The following is a 12,977-nucleotide window of genomic DNA, read 5'->3' as shown; positions in this document are numbered from 1 at the left end:
TAATAAAAACTGAAGACATGAACAAGCAGACCACGATCAAACTCGACCGTTCTGCCACTCAGGGGGCCGCTGTCGAAACCGAGAATTCCGCAGGACTTGCGCGCACCAGCGCGACGCCTGCCGAGCACGAGCTGATCGTGCGCAACGAACGTTTTCCGCGCGAGGCGATGGTGCCGCGACACTGGCACTCGGGCGATCCGGTCGCGACGGCTTGGTACAATTCCGTGTCGGCGAGCCTGCCGCGCGGAGAGGCTTTTTTCATCGATACGCTGCGCGACTTCCGGGCGGATCTGCCGCCGAAGCTGGCGCGCGAAGTCAAGGCGTTCACGACGCAGGAAATCAATCACACGCGCGAACACGTTGCGTTCAACCGACTGGTTTCCGATCATGGTTACAACGTCGAGAGCATCGATCAGGGTATCCAGGCGATGCTCGCACTGACAGAGGGTCGGCCGAAAGAGTTCAATCTCGCGATCACTATCGCGCTCGAACATTTCGCCGCGATCATCAGCCGCCACCTGCTGCAATATCCCGACTATCTCGAAGGTGCAGACCCGGTCGCCGCCGAGATATGGCGCTGGCACGCGACTGAGGAAATCGAGCACAAGGGCCTCGTCTACGATGTGTGGCTGCACGCGACGAAGGACTGGAGCGCGTGGAAACGCTACAAGACCCGCGCGCTTGTCGCCGCACTCATCACCAAGAAATATTTCGGCAATCGTATCCGCGACGCGATCGGCCTGCTTGAACAGGACGGCTTCACCCGGAAGCAGGCGAAGCGCAAGCTTTATGCTTTCCTATGGTGGAAACCCGGAATGATGCGGCGGATGTTTGTTGAATGGGCAAGCATCGTTATGCCCGGTTTCCATCCCTGGAAGCACGATGATCGGGCGCTGATCCAGAAATGGGAAAGCCCCTATTCCGATGCGGTGATGCCCGCCGAGTAACCGGCTCGTAAAACGAAAAACCCCGGCAATCTCGCAAGACTTCCGGGGTTTTTCTTTGCTTCTGTTCTGCGGTTCAGGCGGCTTGCGACACTTGCGCCGCGCCTGCTGCTTCGAGCGTCAATTCGTATTCAGCGGTCGGCGCCTTTTCGCCGCGACCGCAGGAATGGCGCTCAACCACTCTGCCCGTCGGCACGAAGCCGAGCTTTTTCAGGACGGAACCCGAGGCCGGATTATCGAGATAGTGCGAGGCGACCAACCGTTCATGACCGAGCATTTTCGCAACGTCGATCACCGCGCGGCCCGCTTCGGTTGCATATCCCTGCCCCCAGAACGGTCGCGCGATCCAGTATCCCAGTTCAGTCTCCGCTATGGAATCTTCGCCGCGCTCGCCTTGCATCAGATCGATTCCGATGCAGCCCACAAGAGCAGCATCGCGGGCCCGCGTGATGAGGAAACGCGGATACTTGGGATCGACCGGAAGCTTCACGAATTTGCGCGCATCTTCGGCATTGTAAGGCCACGGAGCACGGGCGAGGTTTCGCACGACGCCTTCATCGGCAATGCCGCCGAGGACGATATTCCAGTCTTCGGGCCAGGGGGGTCTTAAAAGCAGTCTTTCGCTGCGGTGGAACACGGTTCTTCTCCTCATCGGTCCCGCGTCGCCCTGTAAGAACGATGCATGACATTTGCATTTCAGCGAAAGGGACTTTCGCCGGGCTGGTAGGGAGAAACGACAAGAGGGAGACGGGTCGGCCCCATCTCCCTCTACGTTAGCCGATTGATCGGCTGGGACCGTCCCATCTGGACGATCCCTTTATCGAACCGTCCGATTATTCGGCAGCTTCCGCAATCGCGTCTACCGACACGTATTTGCGCGCTTGCTTGCCCTTGTGGAATCGCACCACACCATCTTCGAGCGCGAATAGGGTATGGTCCTTGCCCATGCCGACATTGGTGCCCGGATAGAACTTCGTTCCGCGCTGGCGCACGATGATGTTTCCGGCGACGACCTGCTCGCTGCCGAATTTCTTCACACCAAGGCGGCGACCTGCTGAGTCGCGACCGTTACGCGATGAACCGCCTGCTTTTTTATGTGCCATTGGTCTGCGTCCTTACTTCTTGTCTTCGGCCTTGGGCGCTGCTTTCTTGGCAGGAGCCTTCTTTGCCGGTGTTTTTTTCGCTGCGGGCTTCTTGGCTGCGGCTTCTTTTTTCGGAGCGGCCTTCTTTGCCGGAGCCTTCTTGGCCGGAGCCTTTTTCGCTTCGGTGTCGGCTTTCGGAGCAGCTTCCTTCTTGGGAGCAGCTTTCTTGGCCGGTGCTTTCTTGCCTTCGCCGACATCGGTGATGCGCAGCAGGGTCATCTGCTGGCGATGGCCAGCCTTGCGGCGATAGTTGTGGCGGCGACGCTTCTTGAAAACGACGACCTTTTCGCTCTTGGCCTGGGCAATGATTTCTGCCGAGACGGTGACCTTGGAGGCGTCAGCGATCTTCTCGCCTTCGCCAGCCAGCAGGACATCGCCCAGCGTGATCGTGTCGCCGGCTTCACCCGCGAGCTTTTCAACGGCAATCTTGTCTCCGGCGGCAACTCGATACTGCTTGCCACCCGTGCGCACTATCGCGAACATGGTCTTTACTCTCAATCTCTTGGCTGTCTGACTTTGCGCGAACTGCCCCGCGCCAATCAAACGGTATTGCGGCGCCGCACGAATGCAGCGTCGGAAAGATGGGTGCCGTTAAGGGAAACGCTGCGCCAAGTCAACGCTCGTCTCCCAAGAAAATCGCCGCAATCGCGACTCTTTTTGCCTATGCCAGCGCACCTGCTATGCGGGGCCATTCCATCGTGGTAACGCCTGCCAATAGTCATGAAGCCCCTTAACGCAACCCGTATCGCTCCCCTGCTCGCCTGCGCGCTGGTTGCCGCATGCGCGGGCGCCAGCGACAAGTATCCTTCGCTCGCAATTCGAGATTTGGAACGGGCGCAGGGAGACTTCACGCCAGTGGAGCCTGAGCCGGAGCCGATTCGCCCCGTTGCTTCCGCCGGGGACATTGCCGCACTCGTCGCCCGCGCTCGCGAGGCGCATCTCGAATTCGAGCAGACCGAGCGGAGAGCGCGTACGCTCGTGGCGCAGGCGCGTGGACGCAGTATCGAATCGAACGCACGGCAGCTTGCACTGGTTGCGCTTGCGGATCTCGCGACCCTGCGAAGCCAGACTTCGGTGCCGATGAGCGAACTCGACCAATTGAAAGCGATCGCGGCAACCACCTTTGCGCCGGTGGACGAAATCGATGACGCTCGCACTGTTGTCTCCGCCCTTCTCGATGACGAAGACGATACGCTCAACTCGCTTTGGGAGACGCTTTCGTAATGAACCTCGCTTGCTCCCAGTGCCCTGTAAGGGACAGCGCAGCCTGTTCGGTCCTGACCGAGGAGGAACGCGAAGCGCTGGCCAGAGCAGGCAGCACCCGCTCCCTTGAGCGCGGCGAAATGCTGTTCGCCGCCGGGGACGAGGACGCCGCATGCGCAACCCTCGTGACGGGCGCGCTGAAAGTCTCGGCGATCGATATGGAAGGCAACGAGCAGATCCTCGCCCTGGTCCATCCTTCCGGTTTTATCGGGGAACTCTTCGCTCCCTTCGCGCATCACGATGTCGTTGCACTGACTGACAGCAAGCTGTGCACCTTCGCCAGGCGCGATCTCGAGAGCGCCATCGAAGAGTATCCCGCACTCGCCCGCGCGCTGCTGCGGCGGAGCCAGGAAGACTTGCTGGCAACCCGCAGCTTGCTGGAGCTGACCGCGCAGGGCAGCGCCGAGATGCGGCTTGCGGCGCTCCTGCATGATTTCGCCGCAGCTGCGAGCCATTCGCCCTGTCATGTCGCGACCGAATTTGAGCTCCCGCTGACGCGCGGTGAAATCGCCAACATGCTTGGCCTCACCATCGAGACCGTCAGCCGCAAGCTGCGGGAAATAGAAGACGCGGGCGCGATCGCACGCAAAGGAAAGCGCGGGATCGAAGTCCTCGATCCCGCGCTCCTTCAGGCCCTCTCCGGGCGCCAGGCTGCTCAAGCCTGAGGACAATTGCGCTTCTGGCGATCAAGCCCCTCGATCAGACCAGAGCGGCGATAGTCACTACAGCGCAGGCCCAAAGGACGACCAACACCGGCAGAATAAGCATCTGGATGGTTGCGTCACGGGGAGCGAGACGCCCGGTGTAGGTCACGATGCCCTCTTGCGAGAACTTGCCCATCGTCAGCGGCTTGCTGTCATTGCCCTTCAGCCGCGTGAAGAGCGCCGGAACCCCGAAGGCAGCGACGATGAAAAGTGCAAAGATGGCCATCGGAATGGTGAGTCCCGGATTACCGAAGCCTGCTGCCAGAATTGCAATAACGGCGAAGTAGAGGCCAACGGTTGTACCATAGAGGGCGGTTGGAAGACCGAAGCTGCGATCGATCTCGATCTTTCGGCTCGGAGCCTCGACAATGCGGGCCTTTCCTTGCTCGAGATGGTCGGTAACGAGTTTGCTCATGGGGCTTCTCCTTTGTTGAAGGGAGAATTAGCCCAGCGAATCGCAGGCCACCTTGATCGAAGTCAAAGTCGCTCGACTTATTTGCTATCCCAGCGCGCGCGGTCGGAGAAATCCTCGGCGCGCGGCTCGATCCAGCGCCACTCCCCATCGCTAAGCTCGCGTTTCCAGAACCAGGCCGCACTCTTGAGGTGATCCATCAGGAAATCCGCGGCATCGAACGCGGCGCGGCGATGACGCGCTGCGGCGGCGACGAGCACGATTGCATCGCCCGGATGCAACATCCCGGTGCGGTGCCAGACGAGGAGGCCGTCGACTTCGAATCGCTCGCGAGCCTTTTCGGCGAGATCGACCATGCCGGGCAGGGTTAGCTTGTCGTAGTGAGAAAGCTCGAGAGCTTTCACCCCGTCGCCCCCCCGCACCTTGCCAACGAAACTGACCGTCCCTCCCGCTTCCGGATAGGCTGCGTTGTATGCGGCGAGCGCCTCGCCGACACTTATCCCCTTGTCCAGCAGGCGCACATCGAGCGGCGTCTCAAGAACAAGCCTAGCCACCCGACACCGGCGGGAGCAGCGCAACCTCGTCCCCGTCCCCGGCATCGAGGGCGGTCTTGTCGCCCAGAACCCGGCCCGCGCAGGCAATATTGACCCGCTCGTTTGTCAGCTGTTCGGCGATTTCCGGCCCGACGGCGCGCAGCAGCCCGGCCCAGTCGAGCGGCGCTTCGACCTCGCGCAATTCCTCTCCCGCCATCTCTCGCAGAGGTCCGAGAAAAACGATGGTGACAGCCATCTCTTTCAGCCTCCAGTGACCGACATGTGACGCGGCTGGGCCGGTTCGGCCCCGCGCTCGTCCATGCGGAAGCCGTGGCGTTCGGGCTTTATATGCATTGCCCTCGCCAATGCTTCGGCAAGGTTGCGAACCCGGTCATCCGAGCGCAGGGCGGAGCGCAGATCGACCCGCTCCGCCCCGCCTAGGCATGGGTAGAGCTGACCGGTGGCCGTCACCCGCAAGCGATTGCAGCCATCGCAGAAATTGTCCGTGAGCGGCGTAATCAGGCCCAGCCTTCCCCCGGTCTCGGCAATTCCGACATATCTGGCGGGACCACCGGTGGCATAATCGATATCGGTCAGCGTCCAGCGCTCCTCGAACCGCGCGCGCACCTCGCCAAGGGAGAGGAACTGGTCGAGCCGGTCACCATCGATATCTCCCAAAGGCATGACTTCGATCAGGGTGACGTCGAAGCCTTGCGAATGACCCCAGGCGACAATGTCGGGCAATTCGCGTTCGTTCACGCCCTTGAGCGCCACGGCATTGAGCTTGACCCTGAGACCAGCCTCCCTCGCCGCAGCGATCCCTTCGAGCACTTGCGGCAATGCGTCGCGGCGGGTGAGCCTCGCAAAAGTCTCCCGATCGAGCGTGTCGAGCGAGATGTTGACCCGTCTCACTCCCGCCTTTGCCAAACTGTCGGCATGGGATGCGAGTTGGGTGGCGTTGGTCGTGAGCGTCAGTTCCTCAAGCCCGTTTCCGATCCTGCGGCCGAGCGCTTCGAACAGGTCGATGATATCCCGCCGCACCAGTGGCTCCCCGCCCGTGATGCGAATCTTCGTGACGCCGCGATCGATGAAGCCGCAGGCCAGCTCGTACAGCTCTTCGAGCGTCAGCACCTCCTTGCGAGGGAGAAATTTCATCCGCTCGGGCATGCAATAGGAGCAGCGCAAGTCGCAGCGATCGGTGACGGAGAGGCGCAGGTACGAAATCTGCCGCTTGAACCGGTCCACCAAGGGCGCTTCGGCCCCGCCGACGGTAATCAGATCGGGCTTGCGAGCTGTCGTTTCGCTTGGCCCACTGGTCACATCATTGCTCATGGCAAGGACAATACTGCCCCGTCACACCGGGCGCATTTGCCAAATATGCGAGCGTGGCCTCCGCCGCCTCTCCCGTGCCGCCCACCACATTGACCCGCGATGGTGCATACGCTCGGGCGAGATCCCGTGCGAGCGCACGGCGCCAGTCATCGTGGTCTCTCGGCGCAGGAGGCAGCAGAATGGCGAGGGCCTCGGTATCGGGGCGATCAAGGATCGACTTCACAGCCCCCAGGTGCTCCGCCATGAACTCGGCGCTCGCCTCGATGCCGCTCTCCGGCAGCGTTTCGAGGACGAGCACGCGCTGCATCAGTCGGCGGGCCTTTCGCGGTGGAGCGTGATCCCGATCTTCTCGTTCGCCTCGGCAATGGCGAGCTTCACGATCTTGACCGTCACTGCCTGCACCTTGCGATCCTGCACGAACAGACTTTCGCAAATGTGGTCCGCCACCGCCTCGATCAGCTTGAAATGCACGTCCTTTGGCAGGCCCTCGGACATCGCGAATTTGAGATCCATGTAATTCTTGCTCGCTTCCAGCGGCGTGTCCGCGTCGTAACGATCGGCGACGTCATAGCGCGCCTGGACGGTGATGCGCAGCGGCTGCGGTTTGCCGGTCTCTTCTGAATAGATTCCAGTGAGGACATCGACTTCGAGATCGGCGACTTCGAGGGTTAGCGAATCGGTCATGAGGTGCCCTTAGCCGGGATTGCTCCATCGCGCGAAAATCGCTGTGGGTAGCAACCTTGCGCCCTCGCCTTCCTCACGCACTGCGAGGTCGCCGAACTCGATTGTTCCGGGCAGATGGCGAAGCTTTTCTTCCAGCAGTCCTGCAAGCGAGAGCGCGCTCATCCTTACCGCATAGACGGTCAGGAAAAGAAACGCGCTTTCGTCGTCGAGAAGCCTGGCGCAGTTTCCGATCAGGCCGGGAAGCCCCTCTTCCAATCGCCACGTTTCGTTCTTCGGGCCGCGGCCGAATTTGGGCGGGTCGAGAATGATCCCGTCATATCGCCTCTCCCGGCGCACCTCGCGCGCGGCGAATTTCGCTGCGTCATCGACCAGCCAGCGGATCGGGCGATCCTCCATGCCCGACAAGCCGGCATTCTCGCGCGCCTGTGCCACCGACTTCTTAGACGCATCGACATGGGTGACTTTTCCGTGGCGGGACAAGGCGAGCGTGCCGAGGCCGGTATAGCCGAACATGTTGAGCGTCTCGGCATCGTTGCATCCCGCGAGCCGATCGCGCATCCAGTCCCACACCGGGGCCATGTCGGGGAAGAACTGGAGGTGGCGGAACGGCGTCGGTTGCGCGGCAAACTTCACCTCGTTCCAGGCGAGTTCCCAGCCGCCTTCCGGCAGCCTTTCGTCAAGTTGCCAGCGCCCGCCCCCATCCTCATCGGAGCCGGGCACGAATTCACCGGCAGCGGGCCACTCGGAAAGGCGCGGCTGCCACATCGCCTGCGGCTCGGGGCGGATAAACGCATAGGGTCCGAACGCCTCGTATTTGCGCCCGCCGCCGCTATCGAGCAGGCGATAGGCGTCCCACCCGGTGCATTCCATCACCAGCGGAACGGGCGCGATCGTCGCCATCAGGCCGAAGCGTTGGCGAGCACGAAATCGCGCACCGCCTCATAGCTGCCGTCGATCTCGGTGAAATGCTCCTCGCGCCCGAAAAGATCGCCGACCCGGCCCGGAAGCGCAGGTCGCACGCCGACGGCACGCTCGACCGCATCTGGGAACTTGGCCGGATGCGCGGTGGCGAGCGTGACCAGCGGCACTTCGGCGGGAACCAGCGCGTCCTCGCTCGCGGCGAGCGCGGCATGGAGCCCGACGCCGGTATGCGGGTCGATCACCTGCCCGGTCTCGCGATAGGCCCAGGCAAGCGCGCGGGCTGTTTCGGTCTGGTCGGCACGCATACTGGTGAACAGCGCGGCCGCCCCCTCGCGCTGGGCATTGGTGAGGCGCATCGCCTTCGACTGTTCGAAGCCGCGCATCTGTTCGGCCAGCGCCGCACCGTCGCGTCCGCCGCAATCGAACAGCAGCCGCTCGAAATTGGAGCTGACCTGGATATCCATCGAGGGCGTCATTGTCGCTGTGACCCCGCCCGCCGAATAGTCGCCCTCGGACAAGGCGCGGTGGAGGATATCGTTGACATTGGTTGCGACAATCAGGCGCTCGATGGGAAGGCCCATTTGCGCTGCGACATATCCTGCAAACACGTCACCGAAATTGCCGGTCGGAACCGAATAGGCGGTTTTGCGATCGGGCGCGCCCAGTTGCAGCGCCGAGTAGAAGTAATAGACGACCTGCGCCATCAGCCGTGCCCAGTTGATCGAATTGACCGCTCCGAGCTTCAGCTTTCCCGCGACTTCCGGATCGCGGAACATGCGCTTCACATGTGCCTGTGCATCGTCGAAACTCCCGTCGATCGCGAGGTTATAGACATTGGCCGCGCGCACGGTCGTCATCTGGCGGCGCTGGACGTCGCTCACCCGCCCCTTTGGGTGGAGCATCACGATCTCGACATTGTCGCGCCCTGCCACCGCATTGATCGCGGCAGAGCCTGTGTCCCCACTGGTCGCGCCGACGATCATCATCTTTTCGCCGCGCCGGGCGAGGAAGGTTTCGAACAGGTGGCCGAGCAATTGCAGCGCCACGTCCTTGAAGGCGAGCGTCGGCCCGTGAAACAGCTCCAGCAGCCAGTGCTGCTCGTCAAGCTGCACCAGCGGGGTGACCGCCGCGTGGCCGAAATTGCCGTAAACCGTCTCGCACAGCGCATCGAGTTCATCGTCGGTCAGACTGCCGACGACGAAGGGGCGCATGATCGTGGCGGCAAGCTCGTGATATGGCCTGCCCCGCAGCGCGCGAATTTCGTCCTCGGTCAGGCGCGGCCATTCGCGCGGCAGGTACAGCCCGCCATCGCTGGCGAGGCCGGCGAGCGTGACGCCTTCGAAATCGAGCGGGGGCGCGGAGCCTCGGGTGGAGATATATTCCATTGTGCGGGTGCGAATAGCCTTGCCGGTGCCTGCGGGCAAGCAAGCGGTTTTTCGCGCTACCCTAGTCCCGCTTCTTCATCCGTGAGCGCAGGGCGAAGCCATAGATCAGCAGCGCGGTGAGCGCGAAGAAGAACCACTGCCCTGCATAAGCGAGATGGTTGTTGGGCAGGTCGGACGGGTCGGGCTTTGCGAGCGGTTGAAGGCCGGCAACCGGCGGATTGGCGACGAGGCGCGGCCCCGGAGCAATGACCCCTGTGACATCACCGCCCTCCCACTTCGGTGGTTCGATTTCGCGCGAGAAGCCAAGGTCTACGAGCACTTCCGCATCCCTGCCAACCGAGCAGTTGGCCCGTTGCGCCCAGCCTTTTTGCCCCGACTCGGCGGTTCCAGCGACTGTTTCGATGCCGATTACCTCACGGCAGTCGATGGTCGATGGACGGAACCACACTTCTCGGCCATCACCTTCGAGCGGGAATTCTGCATCGGCGTCCGCCGCCGCAGCAGCCTCATATCTCGCCAAAAGATCCGCCTTTTCTTCCGCCCGCCCCAATTGCCAGATTCCGAGTGCAAGCATCGTCGCGACGGCGGCAAGCACCAACACGGTCGGGATAATCGGAATGCGCTTCACTGTGCGTTCTTCTCTGCCTGGATTTCATATTGCCGATAGAGGAGCGCGGTCTTGTAAATCCGCAGCACGCCGATCACCGTTGCCACGGTCACCGGCGCCCAGAAGACGACCTGCAGCCAGAAGGGCGGTTGGAAAGCCATATCGGTACCGATCGCGAGCGCCATCAGCACTACCGCGGTGAGGCTGGTCACCAGTCCCGCAAACCTGCCGCCGCGCTCCAGCTCGGTAAAATCGAGCCCGCAATGTCCGCATTGCTTCGCCACTCGCGCGGGCGCTTCGAACAAGGTGGGCTGTTTGCACCGCGGGCACAAACCAGAAAGGGCAGCCTGGACCAAGCCGGGCTGCCCTTTCTCGTTGGTCGGACTTTCGTCCGCGCGCATCAGTGCACCGGTGCGCCCCAGCCGCCCCAGACATAGATTGCGACGAACAGGAACAGCCAAACCACATCGACGAAATGCCAATACCACGCCGCCGCTTCAAAACCGAAGTGCTGGCGCGGGGTGAAGTGTCCCTGGTAGGCACGGTAAAGACAAACGGCGAGGAAGATAGTGCCTACAATCACGTGAAAACCGTGAAAGCCCGTCGCCATGTAAAACGCGCTGGAATAGGTATTTCCACCGAAGCCGAAAGGCGCAACGCCATACTCATAGGCCTGGATTGATGTAAACAGCAGGCCAAGGCCGATTGTCGCCCACAGACCCAGCTTGAGGCCTCGGCGATCCCCATGGATCAAAGCATGGTGCGCCCATGTCACCGTGGTACCCGAACACAGCAGAATAAGGGTGTTGAGCAGCGGCAGACTGAAGGGGTCGAGGACCTCCATCCCTTCGGGAACGAGAGTTGCGGCGGCCGCGCTCGCCTGACCGAACAGGCTGGTGGTCGTGCCTGTTTCGGGGTCGTATTCGAGCGGCGTCGGGAAGAGCGCGAAATCGAAAAACGCCCAGAACCAGCCGACGAAGAACATCACTTCGGAGGCGATGAACAGGATCATGCCGTAGCGCATGTGTAACTGCACGACAGGCGTGTGATCGCCGCGCTGCGCTTCGATTACGACATTCTTGAACCACATGAAGAACGTGGCGATGAGACCGGCAAGGCCGGCCCACATCACGATGTCCGATGCCGCGCCGAACAGGTCGGGGTAGAAGCTCAGCACCATGCCGCTGGTGAAGGTCAGCGCCGAGATCGAGCCGATCAGCGGCCAGATATCGGGTTCGAGAATGTGATAGTCGTGATTTACTTTGCCAGCCATGGTGGTCGTTTCCGTCCCTGGTGTCAGAATTTACGAGCCCGTCTCTACGGTCTCTTTTGCTCGGTGAAAAGTGTAACTCAGCGTAATCTGCTCAATGTCGCCGATCACATCGTCTTCGAGGATCGCTGGGTCTACGTAATAGAGCACGGGCATGTTCACTTCCTGCCCGGGCTGAAGCGTCTGTTCGGTGAAGCAGAAACACTGGATCTTGTGAAAATACTTGCCCGCCTGCGCAGGCTCGACATTGAAGGTGGCGGTGCCGGTGATCGCCACGCTGTCATCGTTGCGCGCCACGTACGTCGCCAGGTCGCGTTGGCCGATACGCACTGTGTCGGTCGCCTGTGAGGGGCGGAACATCCACGGCACGTCACGGGCTGTCGAGGCATCGAAGCGGATCGAGATTTCCTTGTCGACACCGGCGCGCGCTGCCGCGCTAGCTTGCGCTTCTGTCGCGACCTGCGTGGTCCCGCCGAAGCCCGTGACGCGGCAAAAAAGGTCGTAGAGGGGAACGGCGGCATAGCCGAGCCCGAGCATTGCCAGCGCGCCGAGGATGGCGAGCCCGCCGGTACGCAGGTTGCGGTCGTCGAGGGTTGCGTCGGCAGTGTTCATCCTCAGCCTCCGATCCTGGCGATGGTGATCAGGTAAAACAATACGACGAAGAACAGCAGCGTACCGCCAAGCACATAGTTGCGCGATTTCTGGCGGCGCTTCACTTCGGCTTCTTCTTCGGGTGTCATGCGAACAAGCCTCCCGAAATCAGGCCAGCTTTCGCCAAGAGCCGGTCGGCCACCAGCGCAGCGAACAGGATGAAGAGATAGTAGATGCTGAACTTGAACAGTGTCTTCTCTTCGTTCATCGCGTCGTCAGCGGCGCGAGTGCGGGTGCCAACTGGCATCGCGAGCGCGAGGAATAGCAGCGACAGCACGACCGCGACCGAGCCGTAGACCCAGCTCGTTGCACCGATGAGCCACGGCGCGATAGCGACGGGTGCGAGGAGCACGGTGTAGACCAGGATCTGCGTGCGGGTGGACTTCTCGCCCGCGACGACTGGCATCATCGGGATGCCTACCTTGGCATAATCGGACTTCATGAACAGCGCGAGCGCCCAGAAATGCGGCGGGGTCCACATGAAGATGATCGCGAACAACAGCACCGGCATCAGCGTGATCTCGCCGGTAACTGCGACCCAGCCGATGAACGGCGGAAACGCGCCCGAGCCGCCGCCGATCACGATGTTCTGCGGCGTGCGGGGTTTCAGCCACATCGTGTAGATGACGGCGTAATAGATTATCGCCACCGCGAGCGAGGCGGCGGCAAGCCACCCGATTGCAACGCCCATAATCCCGACCGATACGGCGCTCAGGAAAATCCCGAAATCGCGTGCATCCTCGCGGCGCAACCGACCGGAGGGGAGCGGACGGTTCCGGGTGCGCTTCATGCCCGCGTCGAGATCGGCTTCCCACCAGTGGTTGAGCGCGGCGGAACCGCCGGCACCCATCGCGATGGCGAGGATGGCGGTGAAGCCCAGCACCGGATGGATCGTCCCCGGCGCTGCCAGCAGGCCGCAAATGCCGGTGAAGATCACCAGCGTCATCACGCGCGGCTTGGTCAGCGTGAAGAAATCACGCCAATCCGCCGGCATCGTGACCGGTCTTGCAGCAGGAGTGAGAAGCGTTTCCATCGTCTCGGTTCGTGTCGGTCTTTACTGGAAGGGAGCGCGCCGTTCTACGGCACGCCCCCTCCCCGTTTTCTTCTTATCGGGTGGGCGATGTCAGAC

At 61.9% G+C, this 12,977-nt stretch carries 20 protein-coding genes; 3 read left to right on the top strand and 17 right to left on the bottom strand.

Annotated features, from left to right (window positions below; translation table 11 throughout):
- Positions 1 to 17: 17 nt before the first annotated feature.
- Complete coding sequence (locus FIU90_RS06900; RefSeq protein WP_152434113.1) at positions 18 to 947, top strand: metal-dependent hydrolase; 930 nt, start codon at positions 18 to 20, stop codon at positions 945 to 947.
- 73 nt (positions 948 to 1,020) lie between these two features.
- Here FIU90_RS06900 and FIU90_RS06895 read toward each other — a convergent pair whose 3' ends face one another.
- The 3 genes from FIU90_RS06895 to rplU form a co-directional block, all read right to left on the bottom strand.
- Positions 1,021 to 1,596, bottom strand: a complete 576-nt coding sequence (locus FIU90_RS06895) for a GNAT family N-acetyltransferase (RefSeq protein ID WP_234029662.1) — start codon at positions 1,594 to 1,596, stop codon at positions 1,021 to 1,023.
- A 181-nt stretch (positions 1,597 to 1,777) separates the two neighbouring features.
- A complete protein-coding gene (gene rpmA, locus FIU90_RS06890; protein ID WP_152434112.1) occupies positions 1,778 to 2,047 on the bottom strand; it encodes a 50S ribosomal protein L27 in 270 nt (89 codons plus the stop codon).
- A gap of 12 nt (positions 2,048 to 2,059) precedes the next feature.
- Positions 2,060 to 2,569 (bottom strand): 50S ribosomal protein L21, encoded by a 510-nt coding sequence (gene rplU, locus FIU90_RS06885; RefSeq protein WP_152434111.1) that lies wholly within the window; start codon positions 2,567 to 2,569, stop codon positions 2,060 to 2,062.
- Between the two features lie 237 nt (positions 2,570 to 2,806).
- On the opposite strand from rplU, the gene FIU90_RS06880 reads away from it, so the two are divergent.
- Both FIU90_RS06880 and FIU90_RS06875 read left to right on the top strand, forming a co-directional pair.
- The gene (locus tag FIU90_RS06880) at positions 2,807 to 3,310 is read left to right on the top strand and encodes a hypothetical protein (protein WP_152434110.1); all 504 of its coding nucleotides are present in this window, start codon (positions 2,807 to 2,809) and stop codon (positions 3,308 to 3,310) included.
- Positions 3,310 to 4,014 (top strand): Crp/Fnr family transcriptional regulator, encoded by a 705-nt coding sequence (locus tag FIU90_RS06875; RefSeq protein ID WP_152434109.1) that lies wholly within the window; start codon positions 3,310 to 3,312, stop codon positions 4,012 to 4,014. The genes FIU90_RS06880 and FIU90_RS06875 overlap by 1 nt, the downstream gene beginning before the upstream one ends.
- A gap of 34 nt (positions 4,015 to 4,048) precedes the next feature.
- On the opposite strand, the gene FIU90_RS06870 is transcribed toward FIU90_RS06875, so the two are convergent.
- From FIU90_RS06870 to FIU90_RS06810, 14 genes are all read right to left on the bottom strand, one after another.
- On the bottom strand, positions 4,049 to 4,468 hold the full coding sequence (locus tag FIU90_RS06870) for a hypothetical protein (RefSeq protein WP_152434108.1): 420 nt from the start codon (positions 4,466 to 4,468) through the stop codon (positions 4,049 to 4,051).
- Between the two features lie 77 nt (positions 4,469 to 4,545).
- Complete coding sequence (locus tag FIU90_RS06865; RefSeq protein ID WP_234029661.1) at positions 4,546 to 5,019, bottom strand: molybdenum cofactor biosynthesis protein MoaE; 474 nt, start codon at positions 5,017 to 5,019, stop codon at positions 4,546 to 4,548.
- A complete protein-coding gene (locus FIU90_RS06860; RefSeq protein ID WP_152434106.1) occupies positions 5,012 to 5,254 on the bottom strand; it encodes a MoaD/ThiS family protein in 243 nt (80 codons plus the stop codon). The genes FIU90_RS06865 and FIU90_RS06860 overlap by 8 nt, the downstream gene beginning before the upstream one ends.
- Positions 5,255 to 5,259: 5 nt before the next feature.
- The gene (gene moaA / locus FIU90_RS06855; RefSeq protein ID WP_152434105.1) at positions 5,260 to 6,330 is read right to left on the bottom strand and encodes a GTP 3',8-cyclase MoaA; all 1,071 of its coding nucleotides are present in this window, start codon (positions 6,328 to 6,330) and stop codon (positions 5,260 to 5,262) included.
- Positions 6,320 to 6,637: a Rossmann fold domain-containing protein gene (locus FIU90_RS06850; RefSeq protein ID WP_152434104.1), complete on the bottom strand. Its 318-nt coding sequence runs from the start codon at positions 6,635 to 6,637 to the stop codon at positions 6,320 to 6,322. Before FIU90_RS06850 ends, moaA begins: the two co-directional genes overlap by 11 nt.
- A complete protein-coding gene (locus FIU90_RS06845) occupies positions 6,637 to 7,014 on the bottom strand; it encodes a dihydroneopterin aldolase (RefSeq protein WP_152434103.1) in 378 nt (125 codons plus the stop codon). Before FIU90_RS06845 ends, FIU90_RS06850 begins: the two co-directional genes overlap by 1 nt.
- 9 nt (positions 7,015 to 7,023) lie before the next feature.
- On the bottom strand, positions 7,024 to 7,914 hold the full coding sequence (locus FIU90_RS06840; protein WP_152434102.1) for a class I SAM-dependent methyltransferase: 891 nt from the start codon (positions 7,912 to 7,914) through the stop codon (positions 7,024 to 7,026).
- A complete protein-coding gene (gene thrC / locus FIU90_RS06835; protein WP_152434101.1) occupies positions 7,914 to 9,320 on the bottom strand; it encodes a threonine synthase in 1,407 nt (468 codons plus the stop codon). Before thrC ends, FIU90_RS06840 begins: the two co-directional genes overlap by 1 nt.
- Positions 9,321 to 9,381: 61 nt before the next feature.
- Complete coding sequence (locus FIU90_RS06830; RefSeq protein WP_234029660.1) at positions 9,382 to 9,948, bottom strand: SURF1 family cytochrome oxidase biogenesis protein; 567 nt, start codon at positions 9,946 to 9,948, stop codon at positions 9,382 to 9,384.
- Positions 9,945 to 10,328: a DUF983 domain-containing protein gene (locus FIU90_RS06825; protein ID WP_370515179.1), complete on the bottom strand. Its 384-nt coding sequence runs from the start codon at positions 10,326 to 10,328 to the stop codon at positions 9,945 to 9,947. Before FIU90_RS06825 ends, FIU90_RS06830 begins: the two co-directional genes overlap by 4 nt.
- A complete protein-coding gene (locus tag FIU90_RS06820; RefSeq protein ID WP_152434100.1) occupies positions 10,328 to 11,200 on the bottom strand; it encodes a cytochrome c oxidase subunit 3 in 873 nt (290 codons plus the stop codon). The genes FIU90_RS06825 and FIU90_RS06820 overlap by 1 nt, the downstream gene beginning before the upstream one ends.
- A 30-nt stretch (positions 11,201 to 11,230) precedes the next feature.
- Positions 11,231 to 11,809: a cytochrome c oxidase assembly protein gene (locus tag FIU90_RS06815; protein ID WP_152434099.1), complete on the bottom strand. Its 579-nt coding sequence runs from the start codon at positions 11,807 to 11,809 to the stop codon at positions 11,231 to 11,233.
- Positions 11,810 to 11,811: 2 nt separating this feature from the next.
- Entirely contained in the window at positions 11,812 to 11,937 is a 126-nt protein-coding gene (locus tag FIU90_RS15780; protein WP_255478574.1) for a hypothetical protein, read from the bottom strand.
- Positions 11,934 to 12,881, bottom strand: coding sequence for a heme o synthase (locus FIU90_RS06810; RefSeq protein WP_152434098.1), 948 nt, complete (start codon positions 12,879 to 12,881; stop codon positions 11,934 to 11,936). The genes FIU90_RS15780 and FIU90_RS06810 overlap by 4 nt, the downstream gene beginning before the upstream one ends.
- Positions 12,882 to 12,977 lie beyond the last annotated feature (96 nt).

Source organism: Erythrobacter sp. THAF29, from assembly GCF_009363635.1.
Taxonomy (GTDB): Bacteria; Pseudomonadota; Alphaproteobacteria; order Sphingomonadales; family Sphingomonadaceae; genus Erythrobacter.
The sequence above is the reverse complement of the archived record's forward strand: the minus strand, read 5'-3'. Positions and strand labels throughout refer to the sequence as shown.

Excerpts from the sequence above, each read along its gene's own strand:
- FIU90_RS06900 (WP_152434113.1), top strand. The coding sequence starts at position 18 with ATGAACAAGCAGACCACGATCAAACTCGACCGTTCTGCCACTCAGGGG.
- FIU90_RS06895 (WP_234029662.1), bottom strand. The coding sequence starts at position 1,596 with ATGAGGAGAAGAACCGTGTTCCACCGCAGCGAAAGACTGCTTTTAAGA.
- rpmA (WP_152434112.1), bottom strand. The coding sequence starts at position 2,047 with ATGGCACATAAAAAAGCAGGCGGTTCATCGCGTAACGGTCGCGACTCA.
- rplU (WP_152434111.1), bottom strand. The coding sequence starts at position 2,569 with ATGTTCGCGATAGTGCGCACGGGTGGCAAGCAGTATCGAGTTGCCGCC.
- FIU90_RS06880 (WP_152434110.1), top strand. The coding sequence starts at position 2,807 with ATGAAGCCCCTTAACGCAACCCGTATCGCTCCCCTGCTCGCCTGCGCG.
- FIU90_RS06875 (WP_152434109.1), top strand. The coding sequence starts at position 3,310 with ATGAACCTCGCTTGCTCCCAGTGCCCTGTAAGGGACAGCGCAGCCTGT.
- FIU90_RS06870 (WP_152434108.1), bottom strand. The coding sequence starts at position 4,468 with ATGAGCAAACTCGTTACCGACCATCTCGAGCAAGGAAAGGCCCGCATT.
- FIU90_RS06860 (WP_152434106.1), bottom strand. The coding sequence starts at position 5,254 with ATGGCTGTCACCATCGTTTTTCTCGGACCTCTGCGAGAGATGGCGGGA.
- moaA (WP_152434105.1), bottom strand. The coding sequence starts at position 6,330 with ATGAGCAATGATGTGACCAGTGGGCCAAGCGAAACGACAGCTCGCAAG.
- FIU90_RS06850 (WP_152434104.1), bottom strand. The coding sequence starts at position 6,637 with ATGCAGCGCGTGCTCGTCCTCGAAACGCTGCCGGAGAGCGGCATCGAG.
- FIU90_RS06845 (WP_152434103.1), bottom strand. The coding sequence starts at position 7,014 with ATGACCGATTCGCTAACCCTCGAAGTCGCCGATCTCGAAGTCGATGTC.
- FIU90_RS06840 (WP_152434102.1), bottom strand. The coding sequence starts at position 7,914 with ATGGCGACGATCGCGCCCGTTCCGCTGGTGATGGAATGCACCGGGTGG.
- thrC (WP_152434101.1), bottom strand. The coding sequence starts at position 9,320 with ATGGAATATATCTCCACCCGAGGCTCCGCGCCCCCGCTCGATTTCGAA.
- FIU90_RS06825 (WP_370515179.1), bottom strand. The coding sequence starts at position 10,328 with ATGCGCGCGGACGAAAGTCCGACCAACGAGAAAGGGCAGCCCGGCTTG.
- FIU90_RS06820 (WP_152434100.1), bottom strand. The coding sequence starts at position 11,200 with ATGGCTGGCAAAGTAAATCACGACTATCACATTCTCGAACCCGATATC.
- FIU90_RS06815 (WP_152434099.1), bottom strand. The coding sequence starts at position 11,809 with ATGAACACTGCCGACGCAACCCTCGACGACCGCAACCTGCGTACCGGC.
- FIU90_RS15780 (WP_255478574.1), bottom strand. The coding sequence starts at position 11,937 with ATGACACCCGAAGAAGAAGCCGAAGTGAAGCGCCGCCAGAAATCGCGC.
- FIU90_RS06810 (WP_152434098.1), bottom strand. The coding sequence starts at position 12,881 with ATGGAAACGCTTCTCACTCCTGCTGCAAGACCGGTCACGATGCCGGCG.